Origin of the sequence: Streptomyces sp. NPDC006624 (genome assembly GCF_040611555.1) — a bacterium.
Taxonomy (GTDB): domain Bacteria; phylum Actinomycetota; class Actinomycetes; order Streptomycetales; family Streptomycetaceae; genus Streptomyces.
On record NZ_JBEXOM010000001.1, the window covers coordinates 515,017 to 533,482 of the forward strand.

At 72.6% G+C, this 18,466-nt stretch carries 10 protein-coding genes; 2 read left to right on the forward strand and 8 right to left on the reverse strand.

Annotated features, from left to right (window positions below; all coding sequences use genetic code 11):
- Positions 1–3 precede the first annotated feature (3 nt).
- The 6 genes from ABZY20_RS02320 to ABZY20_RS02345 all read right to left on the reverse strand — a co-directional run bounded on the left by ABZY20_RS02320 (position 4) and on the right by ABZY20_RS02345 (position 8,761).
- Positions 4–1,818 (reverse strand): branched-chain amino acid ABC transporter permease, encoded by a 1,815-nt coding sequence (locus ABZY20_RS02320; protein WP_356435324.1) that lies wholly within the window; start codon positions 1,816–1,818, stop codon positions 4–6.
- A gap of 4 nt (positions 1,819–1,822) precedes the next feature.
- Positions 1,823–2,752, reverse strand: a complete 930-nt coding sequence (locus tag ABZY20_RS02325; protein WP_356435327.1) for a branched-chain amino acid ABC transporter permease — start codon at positions 2,750–2,752, stop codon at positions 1,823–1,825.
- 138 nt (positions 2,753–2,890) lie between these two features.
- The gene (locus ABZY20_RS02330; RefSeq protein ID WP_356435330.1) at positions 2,891–4,120 is read right to left on the reverse strand and encodes a branched-chain amino acid ABC transporter substrate-binding protein; all 1,230 of its coding nucleotides are present in this window, start codon (positions 4,118–4,120) and stop codon (positions 2,891–2,893) included.
- Between the two features lie 823 nt (positions 4,121–4,943).
- Complete coding sequence (locus ABZY20_RS02335; RefSeq protein WP_356435333.1) at positions 4,944–5,816, reverse strand: trypsin-like serine protease; 873 nt, start codon at positions 5,814–5,816, stop codon at positions 4,944–4,946.
- A gap of 119 nt (positions 5,817–5,935) precedes the next feature.
- Positions 5,936–6,424, reverse strand: a complete 489-nt coding sequence (locus ABZY20_RS02340) for a hotdog fold thioesterase (protein ID WP_356435336.1) — start codon at positions 6,422–6,424, stop codon at positions 5,936–5,938.
- Between the two features lie 57 nt (positions 6,425–6,481).
- The gene (locus ABZY20_RS02345; RefSeq protein ID WP_356435339.1) at positions 6,482–8,761 is read right to left on the reverse strand and encodes an FdhF/YdeP family oxidoreductase; all 2,280 of its coding nucleotides are present in this window, start codon (positions 8,759–8,761) and stop codon (positions 6,482–6,484) included.
- 562 nt (positions 8,762–9,323) lie between these two features.
- Here ABZY20_RS02345 and polA point away from each other — a divergent pair.
- Positions 9,324–12,050 (forward strand): DNA polymerase I, encoded by a 2,727-nt coding sequence (polA, locus tag ABZY20_RS02350; RefSeq protein ID WP_356435341.1) that lies wholly within the window; start codon positions 9,324–9,326, stop codon positions 12,048–12,050.
- Between the two features lie 638 nt (positions 12,051–12,688).
- Here the strand turns inward: polA and ABZY20_RS02355 are convergent.
- Entirely contained in the window at positions 12,689–13,558 is an 870-nt protein-coding gene (locus ABZY20_RS02355; protein ID WP_356435344.1) for a DUF4184 family protein, read from the reverse strand.
- Between the two features lie 365 nt (positions 13,559–13,923).
- On the opposite strand from ABZY20_RS02355, the gene ABZY20_RS02360 reads away from it, so the two are divergent.
- Positions 13,924–15,687, forward strand: a complete 1,764-nt coding sequence (locus ABZY20_RS02360; protein WP_356435346.1) for a lytic transglycosylase domain-containing protein — start codon at positions 13,924–13,926, stop codon at positions 15,685–15,687.
- Positions 15,688–15,843: 156 nt separating this feature from the next.
- On the opposite strand, the gene hrpB is transcribed toward ABZY20_RS02360, so the two are convergent.
- Positions 15,844–18,423, reverse strand: coding sequence for an ATP-dependent helicase HrpB (hrpB, locus tag ABZY20_RS02365; RefSeq protein WP_356435348.1), 2,580 nt, complete (start codon positions 18,421–18,423; stop codon positions 15,844–15,846).
- Positions 18,424–18,466 lie beyond the last annotated feature (43 nt).

The window sequence follows — 18,466 nt, forward strand, 5'->3', positions numbered from 1 at the left end:
TGGTTACGCCCCCGCCTTGGTGACGGCCGGTTCGTCGGTCAGCGTGGTCTGTTTCGGTACGTCGAGTTGGCCGGTCTCGTGGAATTCGAGCTGGCGCCGGCGGTTGGCGATGATGCCTTCGGGGCGGAAGCGCATCAGCAGGATGAGCGCGATGCCGAAGGCGAGGAGCGACTTCTCCTGGAGGAAGACGAGCTTCTCGGGGAGGAGGTAGAGCAGGGCGGCGCCGAGGAGCGGGCCCGCGACCGTGCCCATGCCGCCGAGGACGACCGCGGCGAGCAGGAACGCGGAGTTGGGCGGGGTGGAGCCGGCGAACTGGTACGGCGTGGGGACCACGCTGTAGGTGACGTGGGCGCTGACGGTGCCGGCGAGGCCGGCGAGGGCGGCGCCGAGGGCGAAGGCGATGAGCTTGACGCGGAAGCCGTTGATGCCCATGGCGGTGGCGGCGGTCTCGTCCTCGCGGATGGCGATCCAGGAGCGGCCGATGCGGGAGTCGGCGGCGCGGGTGTAGACCAGGACCACGATGGCCATGATCAGGACCATCAGCAGGTAGTAGTTGGCGAAGCGGCCGAGGGTGAATCCGCCGATGTCGTGGGCCTGTCCGAAGTTGAACCCGAAGAGGTTCAGGTCGGGGATGGAGGGGATGCCGTTGGGGCCGTTGGTGACGTCGGGTCCGGACTGGCCGTCCATGTTGTTGACGGCGATGCGGAAGATCTCACCGAAGCCGAGGGTGACGATGGCGAGGTAGTCGCCGCGCAGCCGCAGGGTCGGTGCGCCGATGAGGACGCCGAACACCAGGGAGGCGGCGGCGCCTGCCAGGGCGGAGGCCCAGAAGGGCAGGTGGACGCCGGAGATGGTGGAGAACTCGGAGCCGGAGACGAGGGCGGCGGTGTAGGCGCCGACGCCGAGGAAGGCGACGTATCCGAGGTCGAGGAGTCCGGCGAGTCCGACGACGATGTTGAGGCCGAGGGCCACGGTCCCGAAGATCAGGATGTTGACGCCGATGTTGGCGTAGTGGTCGTCGGTCTGGGTGAAGGGGAAGGCGATGGCCGCGGCGAAGCCCATGGCGAGGGTGAAGCTGCGGTTGGCGGCGACGAGCGCGGAGAAGCGGTCGAGGAGGCCGGCGGTGTGCAGGGCCCAGAGGGCGAAGGCGACGACGAAGAGGTAGCCGACGAAGAGTTCGCCGTACTCGGTGTCGATGCCGTAGGTGAAGACGCCGAGGCCGATGATCGTCACGACGGTGATGACGGCCCGCTGGACCCAGGGCGCGATGGCCTGGGCGGCGGGGATGCGGTCGGGCTTGGCGACGTAGGCCTTGAGGGCTTCCTTGGTGCCGTCGGCGCCGGTGCGGTCCTGGGGGAGGGCGAAGGCGCCGAGGACGGGCAGCAGGGAGGCGACGGCCGCGATCCAGCCGCCCGGTTCGAGGTTGACGACTCCGCCGAGCTCGGTGCTGATGGCGATGACGGTGAACCAGGTGACGGTGAATCCGCCGAGCGCGGTCAGCACGAGGGGTGCGTTGTTGCGGGCGGGCAGCAGCCAGCCGAGGCCGCGGATGCCGTAGGCCGCGAGGATGAACAGCGTGGTGAGGAGGCCGGCGGTGAAGGTCAGCCACTGCAGGCCGCCGGGGTAGCCGTTGATGGTGAGGTCGCCGGGGAACTGGGCGGTCCAGGTCCAGGCGAGGAACGCGGAGGCGGCGGTGGCGATGCCGCCGGCGAGCAGCAGGGCGCGGGCGGCCGCCTCGGGCAGCGGTACGAGGCCGCGGTGTGCGGGCGTCGGGGTGGGGACGGCGTCCGGCACGGGGGTCTTGGTCGTCTCGGTCATGTGATCACGCCCTGTCCGCGACGCGCTCGCCGAGCAGGCCCTGTGGCCTGAAGAGGAGCACGAGGATGAGGAGGCAGAAGGCCCACACGTTGGCCCAGCTCTGTCCGCCGAGCTGTTCCATGCCGGGGATCTCGTCGATGTAGGCGGAGGCGAGCGTCTCGGCGATGCCGAGGACGACGCCGCCGAGCATGGCGCCGTAGATGTTGCCGATGCCGCCGAGGACGGCCGCGGTGAAGGCCTTGAGGCCCATCAGGAAGCCCATGCGGTAGTCGACGTTGCCGTACTTGAGTCCGTAGGCGACGGCCGCGACGGCGGCGAAGAAGCCGCCGATGGCGAAGGCGATGACGATGATGCGGTTGGTGTCGATGCCCATCAGCTGCGCGGTGTCGGGGTCCTGCGCGGTGGCCTGCATGGCGCGGCCGGTGCGGCTGCGGCGCACGAAGAAGGCGAGGGCGGCCATGCAGGTGACGGCGGCCAGGATGAGGAAGATGTCGGCGTCCTTGATGGTGACGGAGCCGATCTCGTGGGTGGCGTCGAGGCCGGGGAAGGCGCGGGCGCGGTCGGCGCCGGGGTAGAAGTTGCGCACGACCTCCTGGAGGGCCAGGGAGAGGCCGATGGCGGTGATGAGCGGTGCCAGGCGTGGTGCTCCGCGCAGGGGCCGGTAGGCGAACCGTTCCGCTCCGACGGCGAAGAGGATCGCCACGAGGGCGCCGCCGATGAGCATCAGGGGGACGGCGAGAGCCATCGAGGTGCCGTTGGGCAGGATGTAGAAGTAGACCGTGAGGGCGCCGAAGGCCCCGGTCATGAAGATCTCGCCGTGCGCGAAGTTGATGAGCTGGACGATGCCGTACACCATCGTGTAGCCGATGGCGATCAGCCCGTACATCGAGCCGAGAAGCAGCCCGTTGGCCAGCTGCTGCGGCAGGGTGTTCACCGCATGGCCTCCATGTCGCTGGTGGTCGTGTGCACTGGATGCGTGCGTGGTCGCGTGCTGTGTGGGGGTGTGAAAACGGGCCGCGCGGTCGGGGTCGTCCTCCCGCGCGGCCCGGGGTGCGGCTGGTGGGGGGCCGGACTACTTGAGGTCGGCGGTGCCGGTCTCGACGTCCTTCCAGGCACCCTTTTCGACCTGGTACACCGTGAGCTGCTTGTTGGTGGTGTCGCCGTACTCGTCGAAGGAGATCTTGCCGGTGAGGCCTTCGAAGTCGGACTTCTGGACGCCGTCGACGACCTTGGAGCGCAGGTCGTTGATGTCGGTGGGCACCTTGCCGCCGTTGGCGTCGGCCGCGGCCTTCACGGCCTTGATGATGGCGGTGGTGGCGTCGTAGGCGTACGCGCCGTAGGCGCCGTAGTCGCCCTTGTAGCCCTTGTCCTTGTAGGTCTGGATGAACTGCTTGGCCGCGGGCAGGGTGTCGGCCGGGACACCGATCGCGGTGGCGAGGTCACCCTCGGAGGACTTGCCGGCGGCCTCGATGTAGGTGGAGGCGAACATGCCGTCGCCGCCGAACAGCGGGATCTTGACGCCGGCGTCCTTGAGCTGCTTGGTGAGCAGCGCGGACTCGTCGTACTGGCCGCCGTAGTAGAGCAGGTCGGCGCCGGAGTTCTTGATCTTCGTGACGAGGGAGCCGAAGTCCTTGTCACCGGTGTTGACGTGGTCGGTGCCGACGACCTTGCCGCCGTTCTTCTTGTACTGCTCGGCGAAGATCTTGGCGAGGCCGGCGCCGTAGGTCTGCTTGTCGTCGACGACGAAGGCCTTCTTCTTCTTGAGGCCGTTGTACGCGTAGCCGGCGGCGAAGCTGCCCTGCAGCTCGTCGGTGGTGGCGGTGCGGAAGTACGTCTTGTAGGGACGCTTCTTGTCCGTCTGCCAGTTCTTGCCCTGGGTCAGCTCGGGGTTGGTGTTCGCCGGGGAGATCTGGACCATGTTGGCCGAGGCGAAGACCTGCTGCATCGTCTGGGCGACGCCGGAGTTCAGCGGGCCGACGGCGCCGACGGCGGTCTTGTCGCCGACGATGTTGGTGGCGTTGGACTGGCCGGTGGCGGGCTGCGCCTTGTCGTCCAGTGCCTTGAGCTTGAATTTGACGCCGGGGACCCAGTTGTTCTTGTTGGCGTCGTCGATGGCTATCTGGGCGCCGTACTGGATGCCGAGGCCGGTGGTGGAGTTCTCACCGGACAGGGGGGCGTCGACACCGATGGTCAGGGTCGTGCCGCTCCCGCTGTCTCCGCCCTTGTCGCCGCTGTCGTCTCGGGAACCGCAGGCGGTGAGAGTCAGAGCTCCGGTCGTGAGAACGGAGGTAAGAATCACCAAGGAACGCTGTCGCACAATCAGTCCTTTCACAGGCAGGCCCCGCCCTGGTCGGGGGGTGAGTGCCGCGCTGGTACCGAACTCCCGATGGAGCGGTGACTGGCGGTGACTCTAAGCCCGGGGTCAGGGCAGGGTCAGTGGTGCGGGCCCGCTTGTGACTTTCTTGTTATGACGTGGTGGATGGCCGGTCCCGGCGGCGGACCCTCTCGGCGGGTTTGGTGGATTTTCTTCGAGGTCCGCATTCTGAGAACGCGCACTTCCGGTTGGCCATGGCTGAGATCATGCGGTGGCCGGGGCGCGGACGGCGCGGACAAGATCGGAAAGGCTCCGGGGGCGGGCGCGGCCGGACGGCGAAACGGTGGTGCTGTATTGCGCGCGCGTTACACAGCGTTACGCCGAAAAGGATGATCCGTTTCCAGCGGGAGTTCCATATACCCGGAAACGTCTCTTCTCACAGTGGGCGTCGCGGGCGGTGAGTCCGGCGCAAAAGGGACCGGCCGGGCGGAGCGGGGACGGCGGGGCCGCGGGCGCGCGTCGCCGGGCGTGCCGGAACGGGTTGTCCCTCCGGGGAGTTGCTCCACCGAGTGTGCGGATGCCGGGCGGGGGACCGACGTTGACGGGGCGTGGCAAGTCGGTGCCGACCGCATCGAAACTGCCTTATGCGTTCTGTGTGTTGGCGGCCCCAGTCGGCGGGGAGCGCCGTCCCGGGCGATGGTGCGGGCCGGGGGACATGCGGAGCCCCGCCGCGGGCGTGGCCGGTGCGGCGGGGCTGACGGTCGTGTGGAGCGGCCGGAGGCGAGGGGGTGGGAGGCGGTCGTCCGCCGGGCTACGGCAGCCGGGTGAACGGTGCCAGGAAGGCGCGGGCGCCGGGGGCGTCCAGGCGGTAGGTCACGTTCGTCGCGTAGCAGGGGGAGTCGCCGGTGATGGTGGTGGAGGCGAGGATGCGCTTGCCGTCGATCACCGCGAAGTTGGGGCCGCCGGAGTCGCCGTAGCAGGCGCCTCCGTTGCCCTGCGGGGCGGTCATGGCCAGCCGGATCCAGGAGTTGTTGAGGGCGTCGAAGGTGACGGGCGCCTTCATGCGGACGCCGCCGCCGGGGTGGGTGTGGCCGCCGGGGCCGTTGACGGCCTCCTGGGTGCCGTAGCCGGCGACGGTCCAGTCGGCGGCGTCCAGCCCGCGCGGGCCGAGGGCGCCGAGCTGGCCGGCCGTGGGCAGGGTGGCCGGGGTGAAGCTCCAGCGGGCCGCGACCTTGGCGGCGGGCAGCTGGACCACCGAGATGTCACGGGTGTCGGAGGCGGGGCCCGGGTAGCCGGGGTGGGAGTGGGCGGTGCCCTCGACGGCGACGGCGGCCGCCTGCGCCGCCGGGTCGCCGGGGTGCGCGGCGGCCGCCGCGTCGAGACCGGCCTGCACGTCCTGGTCGAGGGACACGTAGAACCGCACGTTGTCCGGCCAGTCGGTGGTGCAGTGCGCGGCGGTCAGGAAGGTGTCCGCGTCGATCATGGTGCCGGAGCAGACCCAGTCGACGCGGTCCGGGGTGGCCGGGTCGTCGTCGTTGTCCCAGGTGGCCACGAGCGCGCCGACCTCGGTGCGTTCCGGGGCGGGTGCGGCGTTGTAGGAGTTGATGGCCGAGGACGGCAGCGCGGTGGCGAGCACGGCGGCGCAGGCCGCGGCGGTCACGGTGAGGGCGCGTACGGAGGTCAAGAGAAACCCTTCTGGGGGTGGGACGGGCCTTCTCCTGTGGGGGTGGAGCGTCAGTGAAGCGCCCGGGGGCGGCCACGACAAGAGCGCACCCGCCCCTCCAGGGTTTTCCCTACGTCCGCTCAGCCCGTGCCGCGGACTATCTCCTCGTCGCCCGGCCGCACGTCGCGCAGCAGGCAGGTCAGCCGCGCGGTGCACACCCGCTTGTCGTGCTCGTCGGTGATGACGATCTCGTACGTGGCCGTCGAGCGGCCCCGGTGCACCGGGGTGGCCACGCCGGTGACCAGGCCGGAGCGGACGCCGCGGTGGTGGGTGCAGTTCAGGTCCACGCCGACGGCGATCTTGGAGCTGCCGCCGTGCAGCATCGACCCGATCGAGCCCAGCGTCTCGGCCAGTACCGCGGAGGCCCCGCCGTGCAGCAGTCCGTAGGGCTGGGTGTTGCCCTCCACCGGCATCGTCCCGACGACCCGCTCCGGAGACGCCTCGGAGATCTGCACGCCCATCCTCGTCCCGAGGTGGCCCGCGGAGAACAGGGCCTGGAGGTCCACGCCGAGCGCGGCGTACTCGTCGATGACCTCTTGCGGGAACTTCACATGCTGCTGCTCACCCATGGGGCCGGGCTCCGTTCGTCCTGATCGCTACGGCTACCTCTGTGACTGAGCGAACGCTCAGTCGGTCGCCGATTGTTCCAGACGCACCACCACGGACTTGCTGGCCGGGGTGTTGCTGGTGTCCGCGGTGGCGTCGAGCGGCACCAGCACGTTGGTCTCCGGGTAGTACGCGGCGGCACAGCCCCGGGCCGTCGGGTAGTGCACGACCCGGAAGCCGGGCGCCCTGCGCTCCACGCCGTCCTTCCACTCGCTCACCAGGTCGGCGTAGGACCCGTCCGCCAGGCCCAGAGCCCGCGCGTCCGCGGGGTTGACCAGCACCACCCGGCGGCCGCCCCGGATGCCCCGGTAGCGGTCGTCGAGGCCGTAGACCGTGGTGTTGTACTGGTCGTGCGAGCGCAGCGTCTGCAGCAGCAGCCGGCCCTCGGGCAGCTCGGGGAACTCCACGGGCGCGGCCGTGAAGTTGGCCTTGCCGGTGGCCGTCGGGAAGCGGCGCTCGTCGCGCGGGGCGTGGGGGAGCGTGAAGCCGCCGGGGCGGGCCACGCGCGCGTTGAAGTCCTCGAAGCCGGGGACCACGCGCGCGATGCGGTCCCGGATCGCGGCGTAGTCCTTCTCGAACTCCTCCCACGGTGTCGCGCTGTTCCCGCCCAGCACGCGGCGGGCCAGCCGGCACACGATGGCCGGCTCCGACAGCAGGTGCGGGCTCGCGGGCTCCAGGCGGCCCCGGGAGGCGTGCACCATGCCCATCGAGTCCTCGACCGTCACGAACTGCTCGCCGCCGGCTTGCACATCGCGCTCGGTGCGGCCCAGCGTCGGCAGGATCAGCGCCCGCGCGCCGGTGACCGCGTGCGAGCGGTTCAGCTTCGTCGACACGTGCACGGTCAGCCGGGCCCGCCGCATCGCCGCCTCGGTGACCTCCGTGTCGGGCGACGCCGAGACGAAGTTGCCGCCCATGGCGAAGAAGACCTTCGCCTCGCCGTCGCGCAGGGCGCGGATCGCGCGGACGACGTCGTAGCCGTGCTTCCGCGGCGGGGCGAAGCCGAACTCCCTCTCCAGGGCGTCCAGGAACGCCGGGGCCGGGCGCTCGAAGATGCCCATCGTGCGGTCGCCCTGCACGTTCGAATGGCCGCGCACCGGGCACACGCCCGCGCCCGGACGGCCGATGTTGCCGCGCAGCAGCAGGAAGTTGACGACCTCGCGGATCGTGGGGACGGAGTGCTTGTGCTGGGTGAGGCCCATCGCCCAGCACACGATGGTCCGTTCGGAGGCGAGGACCATGCGCAGGGCCTGGTCGATGTCCTGGCGGGTCAGGCCGGTCGCCGTCAGCGTCTCGTCCCAGTCGGCGGCGCGGGCGGCCTCGGCGAACTCCTCGAAGCCGTGCGTGTGCTCGCGCACGAACGCCTCGTCGACCGCGCCCTCGGTCTCCAGGATCAGCTTGTTGAGGAGGCGGAACAGGGCCTGGTCGCCGCCGATGCGGATCTGCAGGAACAGGTCCGTGAGCGCGGCGCCCTTGATCATGCCCTGCGGGGTCTGCGGGTTCTTGAAGCGCTCCAGACCCGCCTCGGGCAGCGGGTTGACGCTGATGATCCGCGCCCCGCCGGCCTTGGCCTTCTCCAGGGCGGTGAGCATCCGCGGGTGGTTCGTCCCCGGGTTCTGCCCGGCCACGATGATCAGGTCGGCCTGGTGAAGGTCCTCCAGCAGGACGCTGCCCTTGCCGATGCCGATCGTCTCCGACAGGGCCGAGCCGGACGACTCGTGGCACATGTTCGAGCAGTCGGGCAGGTTGTTCGTGCCGAGTTCGCGGGCGAAGAGCTGGTAGAGGAACGCCGCCTCGTTGCTGGTGCGGCCGGAGGTGTAGAAGACGGCCTCGTCGGGGGAGCCGAGGGCGGCGATCTCCTCCGCGACGATGTCGAAGGCGCGCTCCCAGGTGACCGGCTCGTAGTGCGTGCCGCCCTCGGGCAGGTACACGGGGTGGGTGAGACGGCCCTGCTGGCCCAGCCAGTAGCCGCTGCGGCCGGCCAGGTCGGCGACCGGGTGCGCGGCGAAGAACTCGGGCGTCACCCGGCGCAGCGTGGCCTCCTCGGCGACGGCCTTCGCGCCGTTCTCGCAGAACTCCGCCGTGTGCCGGTGCTCCGGCTCCGGCCAGGCGCAGCCCGGGCAGTCGAAGCCGTCCTTCTGGTTGACGCTCAGCAGCGTCAGCGCCGTGCGCCGCACGCCCATCTGCCGCTGGGCGACGCGCAGCGTGTGCCCGATCGCGGGGAGCCCGGCGGCCGCGTGCTGCGGCCCGGCGACCCGCGGCGCGTCCTGGACCGGATCACTCTTGGGCGGCTTCGACGCCATCGCACGCTCCCCTTCCACTGCGCTGTGAGGTACGTCTCCGATCCTCGCACGGCACGGTGACAGCGGGTGAGGGCGGGCTCGCCCGTGGTCTCCGCCTCGCGGCGGGCCTGTGCGCCGTTCGCCGCGCGGCTGTGCGCTGCTTAGCTGCACGGCTGTGCGCCGCTTCGCCGCGGGCCCGTGCGCTGCTTCGCCGCGCCCGTGCCTGCCCCCGCCGTATGTCTGTGCGCTGCCCACTGTCTCAGCGCCGCGTGTGCAGCCCTGCCTCGTACCCTGCGTGCACTCTGCAGGGCGTGCCGCCGCCTTCGCCCTGGCTCCCGCCTGTCTGGTGCCCATGCCCGTCCTGTCGCGCGCCGTGCGTCCTGTCCCGTCTCGCGCTTGCGTGGCCCGTCCTGTCGCGCGCCGTGCGTCCTGTCCCGTCTCGCGCTTGCGTGGCCCGTCCTGTCGCGCGCCGTGCGTGCCGCTCTGCCGCACACCCTGCGTGCCGTCCTGCCCCGCGCCCCGCGCGGTCGGCGGCTCGTGGGGGCGGGGCCGAGTGTCAGTGGGGCGTGGCAGGATCGGGGGCGTGGCAGAGACAGCATCGAAGACGACCGACAAGACCTCCGGCGGAACCCGTCCGCGACTGATGCTCATGGACGGGCACTCGCTGGCCTACCGCGCGTTCTTCGCGCTGCCCGCGGAGAACTTCACCACCGCGACGGGCCAGCCCACGAACGCGATCTACGGCTTCGCGTCGATGCTGGCCAACACCCTGCGCGACGAGGCGCCGACGCACTTCGCGGTGGCCTTCGACGTCTCCCGCAAGACCTGGCGCTCCCAGGAGTTCACGGAGTACAAGGCGAACCGCTCCAAGACGCCAGACGAGTTCAAGGGCCAGGTCGAGCTGATCTGCGAGCTCCTCGACGCGATGGGCGCGGCCCGCTTCGCGGTGGACGGCTTCGAGGCGGACGACGTCATCGCCACGCTCGCCACCCAGGCCGAGGCCGAGGGCTTCGAGGTGCTGATCGTCACCGGCGACCGGGACTCGTTCCAGCTGGTCAGCGAGCACACCACGGTGCTGTACCCGACCAAGGGCGTCTCCGAGCTGACCCGCTTCACCCCGGAGAAGGTCTTCGAGAAGTACGGGCTGACGCCCTCGCAGTACCCGGACTTCGCCGCCCTGCGCGGCGACCCCTCCGACAACCTCCCCGGCATCCCCGGCGTCGGCGAGAAGACCGCCGCGAAGTGGATCAACCAGTTCGGCTCCTTCGCCGAGCTCGTCGAGCGCGTGGACGAGGTCAAGGGCAAGGCCGGCCAGAACCTCCGCGACCACCTGGAAGCCGTCAAGCTCAACCGCCGGCTCACCGAGCTGGAGCGCCGGGTCGAACTCCCCAAGGGCGTCACCGAGCTGGAGCGGGCCCCGTACGACCGCAAGGCCGTCGCGATGGTCCTGGACACCCTGGAGATCCGCAACCCCTCGCTGCGCGAGCGGCTCTTCGCCGTCGACCCCGGCGGCGAGGAGGCCGAGACGACGCCGATCAGCACCGAGGGCGTGCAGCTGGACGGCGCGGTGCTCGGCACGGGCGAGCTGGCCGGCTGGCTCACCGAGCACGGCACCCAGCCCTTGGGCGTCGCCACGGTCGACACCTGGGCGCTCGGCACGGGCTCCGTCGCCGAGGTCGCCCTCGCCGCGCCCGGCGGCCCGGCCGCCTGGTTCGACCCCTCCCAGCTGGACGAGGCCGACGAGACGGCCTTCGCGGCCTGGCTCGCCGACGCCGGCCGGCCCAAGATCTTCCACAACGCCAAGGGCGCCATGCGCGTCTTCGCCGAGCACGGCTGGAGCGTCGAGGGCGTCACCATGGACACCGCCCTGGCCGCGTACCTGGTCAAGCCGGGCCGCCGCTCCTTCGACCTGGACGCGCTGTCCCTGGAGTACCTGCACCGGGAGCTGGCCCCCGCCGCCGCGGCCGACGGCCAGCTGGCCTTCGGCGCGGACGACGCCGCCGAGGCCGAGGCCCTGATGATCCAGGCCCGGGCCGTCCTCGACCTGGGCGAGGCCTTCGAGAGCCGCCTCGAGGACGTGGGCGCCGCCGACCTGCTGCGCGACATGGAGCTGCCCACGTCCGCGCTGCTCGCCCGCATGGAGCGGCACGGCATCGCGGCCGACCGGGCCCACCTGGAGGCCATGGAACAGATGTTCGCCGGCGCCGTCCAGCAGGCGGTGAAGGAGGCCCACGCGGCCGCCGGGCACGAGTTCAACCTCGGCTCGCCCAAGCAGCTCCAAGAGGTCCTCTTCGGCGAGCTGGCCCTGCCCAAGACCAAGCGGACCAAGACCGGCTACACCACGGACGCGGACGCGCTGGCCTGGCTCGCCGGGCAGACGGACAACGAGCTTCCGGTGATCATGCTGCGCCACCGCGAGCAGGCCAAGCTCCGCGTGACCGTCGAGGGCCTGATCAAGACGATCGCCGCGGACGGCCGCATCCACACCACGTTCAACCAGACGGTCGCCGCCACTGGCCGCCTCTCCTCGACGGACCCGAACCTGCAGAACATTCCGGTCCGCACCGACGAGGGCCGGGCGATCCGCCGCGGTTTCGTCGTCGGCGAGGGCTTCGAGTCGCTCATGACGGCCGACTACAGCCAGATCGAGCTGCGCGTGATGGCGCACCTCTCCGAGGACGAGGGCCTGATCGAGGCCTTCACCTCCGGCGAGGACCTGCACACCACGGCCGCCTCCCAGGTCTTCGCGGTCGAACCGGGCGCGGTGGACGCCGAGATGCGCCGCAAGATCAAGGCCATGTCGTACGGCCTGGCCTACGGACTGTCCGCCTTCGGCCTCTCCCAGCAGCTGAACATCGAGGCGGCGGAGGCCCGCGCCCTGATGGACGCCTACTTCGAGCGGTTCGGCGGCGTACGGGACTATCTGCGCCGGGCGGTCGACGAGGCCCGGGCCACGGGGTACACGGCGACGCTCTTCGGCCGCCGCCGTTACCTCCCCGACCTCAACAGCGACAACCGCCAGCGCCGCGAGGCCGCCGAGCGGATGGCCCTCAACGCGCCCATCCAGGGCACGGCGGCGGACATCGTCAAGATCGCCATGCTCAAGGTGGACAACGCCCTGAGGGACGCCGGGCTCGCCTCCCGCATGCTCCTCCAGGTCCACGACGAAATCGTCCTGGAGATCGCCCCCGGCGAGCGCGAGACTGCGGAGGAGCTGGTCCGCCGCGAGATGTCCAGCGCCGTCGACCTCCGGGTCCCCCTGGGCGTCTCGGTGGGCGCGGGCCCGGACTGGGAGTCGGCGGCGCACTAGCCGCGCGGGGGGCGGGGCGAGGGCTGAGAGCTGGACAGGGGGTGCCCGCGTGCCCGGCCCCGCCCCGCCCGCGTGCCCGGCCCGGCGGGGTTCGCCCTCACCCCCCAGGCCCAGCCCTTGCCCGTCCGCCGGCTCGGCTTTGCCCTCCCGTCCCACCCGTCACCCGCGTGGCCCCCGACAAAGCGCCCCCGCTCACGCCCCTGGCAAAGATGCGGGCATGGGTATACGCACGCTCCTCAGCCGCACGGCGTCAGGCGTGGCACCTCGGACGGTTCCGGTCTTCGCGGACGACGCGAGCACGATCCGCGTCCCCGGCACTCTCACCACCGGCCTGCGCCGCGTGACGGCGGACCTCCGGTCGCGGCTTCCTCACCGCGAGCGCCCGGCCGGCCCCACCGTCACCGGCCCCACCGCCACTGGCCCCCCAGTCACCGCATCCACCGCCACCGGCCTCACTCGGGGCGCAGCCCCGTCCGGCGCCGTCGATCCGGCTCGCGCCTCCGTCATGACCCGCAACCCGGGCAAGCCGTGGGCCGACCTCGCCCGCGGCTGCCTGACCCTCGTCCTCACCCTGCTGCCACGGCCCCGCCCCGCGCACACCACCATCACCGTGTACATCGCGACGAGCTTCGACGCCCTCAGCGGACCGCTGAACGGCTCGGCTCCTCACCGACGCGACGGCCGGGACCACCGGGGACCGGAGCCGGACGCCACAGCCTGACCCCCACGGCGTACAGCAGCAGCGCCGGCCCGAGCCCCGCGCCCGCGCCGAAGCACACCGTCGGGATGATCTCCCAGGGCTTGGCGGCCGACCCCCAGAAGGCCCACCACCGCGACGCCCGCTGCACGGCCCCGACGAGTACGAAGCCCCCGATCACGGCCGCGGCCGCCCACCGGTCCCGCACCGACAGCGCCGGTACCCCCGGCGCTTCCGCCACCGGCCCCCGCTCCGCCACCCGCCGCAGCCCCCGCGCCACGAACACGGCGATCACCACCGCGGCCACCGCCGAACCGCCGTACTGCAGGTACCAGTACAGCGGCGACCCCGCGATCTCCCGCCCCAGTACGGGAAACAGCCGCATCCCCCACCGGTCGAGATGCGTGAACGCGTCCCACACGACATGGGTCAGCGCTCCCAGAACCGCGGACACGTACCACCACGCCACCAGCGACGGCCGCGGTCGCGCGCGCGGCGCACCGCACCGCAGCAGCGCGGCCACCCGCCCCTGACGCGCCCGGGGCAGCAGCGCCACCAGCGGCTCGCGCAGCAGCAGCCACAGCCCCACCAGCGCCCAGGCGATCAGGACGTCGACCGTGAACACGCCGGGCATCGAGTGCGTGACGTCACCGAACTCCATCGCCCCGGACAGCGCACTCGCCGCGTAATAGGTCATGTCAGGAGCAAAGGACCCCGCCACCAGCACGGCGGGCACCAGCCGTCCCCGGCCCGTTCCGTCGGTGCGGACGGCGGGCAGGACGGCCGCCGCGTGGCTCAGCGTGAACGGCAACTCGGCTCCTCGTGCGGGTCGTTGAGCCAGGCCACGAGCGGCCCGGCGGTCAGTGGCCCAGTATGCGCGATGCCGTCGCGCCGCCGCCGTCACCACCGTAAGTGACCAACTGGTGAAAAGCGGACGCGAACGGGTGCCCGAGCAAAGGAAGTTGTCGTAGGGTCACCAGGGTCGCCGTGCCGGGGACGCGTCGAACGCGTGAACAGGGTGCGGAGCGGGACGCGAACGGAAGACAACAGAACAGAGATGTGCCCGCCAGGGGGCAACCACCCGGGCGGGTCGATCGTCACAACAGGACGAACACACGACACAGAGCGCGTCAGACACAGACGGGCGCTCGGGCGTCCAGGGGAGGGGCTCACTCTATGGCGGCGCAATTCGGCAGGAGGCTGCGCAAGGGGGCGGCGACGACCGCCGTGGCCGCGGTGGCGGTCGCGGCCCTGTCCGCCTCCCAGGCTCCGGGCGTGAACGACCACGGCAGACAGGCCGCCGCGGACGCCACCCCCTCACCCGAAGCGAGCGCCTCCGACGGCAGCGCCACCGGCAACTCGCCGTACTACACGGACCTGCCGCCGCTCAAGAGCCCGAACCCGTCCCCGACCACCGGCCCGACCCCGAGCGGCCAGGCCGAGAGCGAGTCGGGCATCCCCGCGACCGTCCTCGACGCCTACAAGAAGGCCGAGGCCGCACTGCGCGAGTCCAAGCCCGGCTGCAACCTGCCCTGGCAACTCCTCGCCGCCATCGGCAGGGTCGAGTCCGGACAGGCCCGCGGCGGCCGGGTCAAGGCCGACGGCACCACCATCTCGCCGATCCTCGGCCCGCAGCTCGACGGCAACGGCTTCGCCCTCATCAAGGACACCGACGACGGCGCCTACGACGGCAACAGCACGTACGACCAGGCCGTCGGCCCCATGCAGTTCATCCCGTCCACCTGGGCGTGGGCGGGCCGTGACGCCAACGGCGACGGCAAGAAGGACCCCAACAACATCTACGACGCCGCGCTCGCCGCCGGCCACTACCTCTGCCGCAACAACTGGGACCTGTCCGACCAGAGCCACCTCGACCGGGCGATCCTCAGCTACAACAACTCGCGGGACTACCTGAACCTCGTCATGAGGTGGTTCGAGTACTACCGCAAGGGCGCGCACGAGGTCCCGGACGGCACCGGCACGCTGCCCGGCAACCGCAGCGACGGCGGGGCCGGGGCCGGCGCCGGTTCCTCCACCCCGAAGACGCCGGCGTCGCCGACGACCCCCGGCCGGGAATCCTCGAAGCCGCAGCCCGGCCCGAAGCCGAACAAGCCGGGCAGTCCGGGCAAGCCGGGTGACGCCCCGGCCACCCCGAAGCCGCCCACGACCCCGCCCGCCCCGCCCAGCACGCCGCCCTCGACGCCCCCCACGCCCACCGACACGGTGGACCACCTGGAGGACGCCGGGACCGCCAAGCTCACCGCCATGGCCGGCGACGCGTTCGCCCAGCGCATCAGCACCCGCGCCGAGACCGAGGCGGGCAAGGCCGTCGGCAAGGTCCGCATCCGCTTCACGATCGTCGGCGACACGGACACCACCTTCACCGGCGGCGAGAGCGTGGCCACCGTCGCCACCGACAGCTCCGGCGTGGCCGTGGCGCCCGCCCTGCGGGCGGGGGAGAAGACCGGGACCGTCACCGTCCGCGCCACGGTCGTCGGCCGCACACTCGCGGGTCTCGACTACAAGGCCACCGTGACCGAGCGCGCCGCCGACAAGCTCGTCCGCACCGGCGACACCGCCCTGACCTGTGTTCCGGGCGGCGAGTTCGCCGACCAGGTCGAGGTGAAGGCCACGTACCGGGGCGCCGTCGCCGACGGCGTCGCGGCGACCGCCACCCTGCTCGCCTCGGCGGACAGCACCACCGCCAACGACAAGGGCCCCTACTTCAAGGACGCCGACGGCAAGCCCGTCCGCACCCTGACGGGCCTGACGACGGACGCGAAGGGACTGCTGAAGCTGCCCAGGCTCTACGCGGACGACACCACCGGCACGTTCCTGCTCCGCGTCACCACCGCGGGCGGGGCGACCCTCACCGTCGAACTCACGGTGGCGGCGGCCGAGACGTCCGCGCCGAGCCCGTCGGCCGGCCCCAGCGCGTAGCCCCGGTCGCCGAGACACCGGAGGAACAGCGCTCCTCTTCCCGGCGAGAGGGGCGCTGTCTCCCGCTGCCGGGGCCTCGCCGGGTGCGCAGCGCCTTACCGTGTGCGCAGCCCCCGGCGACCGTGAGCAGGGCACCGCGGGGGAAGCCGTCGTGGGTCAGCGCCTGAGCCGGGCGCTGGTGTACCGGGTCGGCTCCGCCCCGGCCGGATCCTCGGGCCACGGATGCTTCGGATACCGGCCGCGCAGCTCCGCCCGCACACCCCGGTAACCGTCCCTCCAGAACGACGCCAGATCCGCGGTGACCGCGGCCGGACGCCCCGCCGGGGACAGCAGATGCACGAGCAGCGGCACCCCGGCGACCCGGGGCGACTCCTGCAGCCCGAACATCTCCTGCAGCTTCACCGCCAGCACCGGCTGCTCCGGCCGCGCGTAGTCGATCCGGATCCGCGACCCGCTCGGCACGGTCATCCGCTCCGGCGCCAGCTCGTCCAGCCGCCCCGCCTCCCCGGAAGCCCAGGGCAGCAGCCGCGTGAGGGCCTGCCCGGCGTCGATCCGCGCCAGATCCGCCCGCCGCCGCGCCCGGCTCAGCTCCGGCTCCAGCCACTCGTCCACGCGCGCGTGGAGCGCGTCGTCGCAGACGTCCGGCCAGGGCTCCCCGAGGTGCAGCCGCAGGAACGCCAGCCGCTGCCGCAGGACGGTGGCGTCCGCGGACCACCGCAGCAGCCCGAACGCCTCCCGCCGCAGCCCCTCCAGCAGCGCACCGCGCACCAGCCCCGGATCGGCGTCCCCGAGCCCCCGCACCGCCAGCTCCACGGCTCCCAGCCGCTCCACCCGCCGGGCCACGACGTCCCCGCCGTCCCAGCGCACCTCGTCCCGCTCCCGCAGCAGCGCGCCCGCCGCCAGCCGCGCCACGTCCTCGTCGACCACGGCCCCCAGCTGCACGCGCGCGTGCCCCTTGCCCACGGGCCGGTCGGCGACCGCCACGGCGATCCAGGCAGCACCCCGCAGCGCGCTCCCGTCACCAGTCTCGGCACGGGTCCCGGACACCATCAGGTACGACCCGCCGTCGCTCCGGGCGACGCGCTCAGGGAAGGCGAGAGCGGCGACGACACCGACCTGCCGCTCTTCCGGGGAGTGCCTCCAAACCCCCGCACCGGCATCCTGCGGGCGGCCACCGGCATCCTGGCGGCCACCGGCACCCTGCGAGCGGTCACCGGCGGGAGGGCGGGAGACGCCGGAAAGGACGGTCCGCAGCCGCCGGACCTCACTCCGCCACCGTGAGGAGTAGGCGTCACCGCCCCGCCGTGCCCGCCGCAACGCACCCGCCAGATCGTCCCCGTACTCCCGCGGCGCCTCCTCACTCAGCAGCGCGACCACCTCCGCGGCCCGCTCCACCCCCACGAACGGCACGGAGTCCACCAGGGCCCGGCCCAACCGCGGATGCAGCCCCAGCCGCGCCAGGGCGACACCCCGCTCAGTGGCCCGCCCGGCCGCGTCCACCGCCCCCACGACCTCCAGCACCTCACGGGCCGCCGCCATCGCTCCCGAGGGCGGCGCGTCCAGCAGGGCCAGTCCGGCCGCGTCCGGATCCCCCCAGCAGGCCACCTGCAGCGCGAACGCCGTCAGGTCGGCCACCTTGATCTCAGGAGCCGGGAACCGCGGCAGCCGCGCGTCCTCGGCCTCCGCCCAGCACCGGTACACCGCCCCCGGCGCCTCACGCCCGGCACGCCCCGCCCGCTGCCGCCCCGCCGCCTGCGACGCCCGCACGGTCGTCAGCGCGCTCAGCCCGCGCGCGTGATCGACCCGCGGCTCCCGCGCCAGCCCCGAGTCCACGACGGCCCGCACTCCCGGCACCGTCAGCGACGACTCCGCGACGGACGTGGCCAGCACCACGCGCCGCCGTTCCGCGGGCGCCAGCACCGCGTCCTGCACGGCGGCCGGCGCCCGCCCGTGCACCTGCAGCACCTCCACGTCGCCCAGCCCCGCGAGCTGCCCGGCGACCCGGGCGATCTCGCCCACGCCGGGCAGGAAGCACAGCACGTCCCCGTCCCGCTCGGCCAGCGCCCGCCGCACCACCGAGGCCACGTGCGCCAGCAGCGCCGGATCGACCCGCATCCCGTGCGGCGGCCGGACCGGACGCGCCGGCGGCGCCCACACCACCTCCACCGGGTACGCCGCACCCCGCGCCTCGACCACCGGCGCCCCGCCCAGCAGCCCGGCCCACCCCTGCGCGTCGGTCGTCGCCGACGCGGCCACCAGCCGCAGCTCCGGCCGCAGGGTCTCCCGGACGTCCCACAGGAACGCCGCCACCGTGTCGGCGTCCAGATGCCGCTCATGGCACTCGTCGAGCACCACCGCGTCCACACCGGCCAGCTCCGGGTCGCGCTGGAGCCGCTGCAGCAGCACACCGGTCGTCACGACCTCCACGCGCGCGTGGGGCCCCACGACCCGCTCCCCGCGCACGGTGTAGCCGACGCTCCCGCCGGGCTTCTCGCCCAGCAGCCACGCCATCCGCCGCGCGGCCGCCCGGACCGCGATCCGGCGCGGCTCCGCCACGACCATGCGCCGCGCGGGCCCGTCGCCCAGCAGCCCCGCGAGCGCCAGCGGCACCAGCGTCGTCTTGCCGGTGCCGGGCGGCGCCACGAGGACGGCGGTGCCGTGCCTCTCCAGGGCGTCGCCCAGAGCGGGCAGGGCATCGCGTACGGGCAGGGCGTCCAGCGCGTCGTAACGGATCACGTTCTCAGTGTCGTACGGGCGGCGGGACGGCCCGCACGCACGT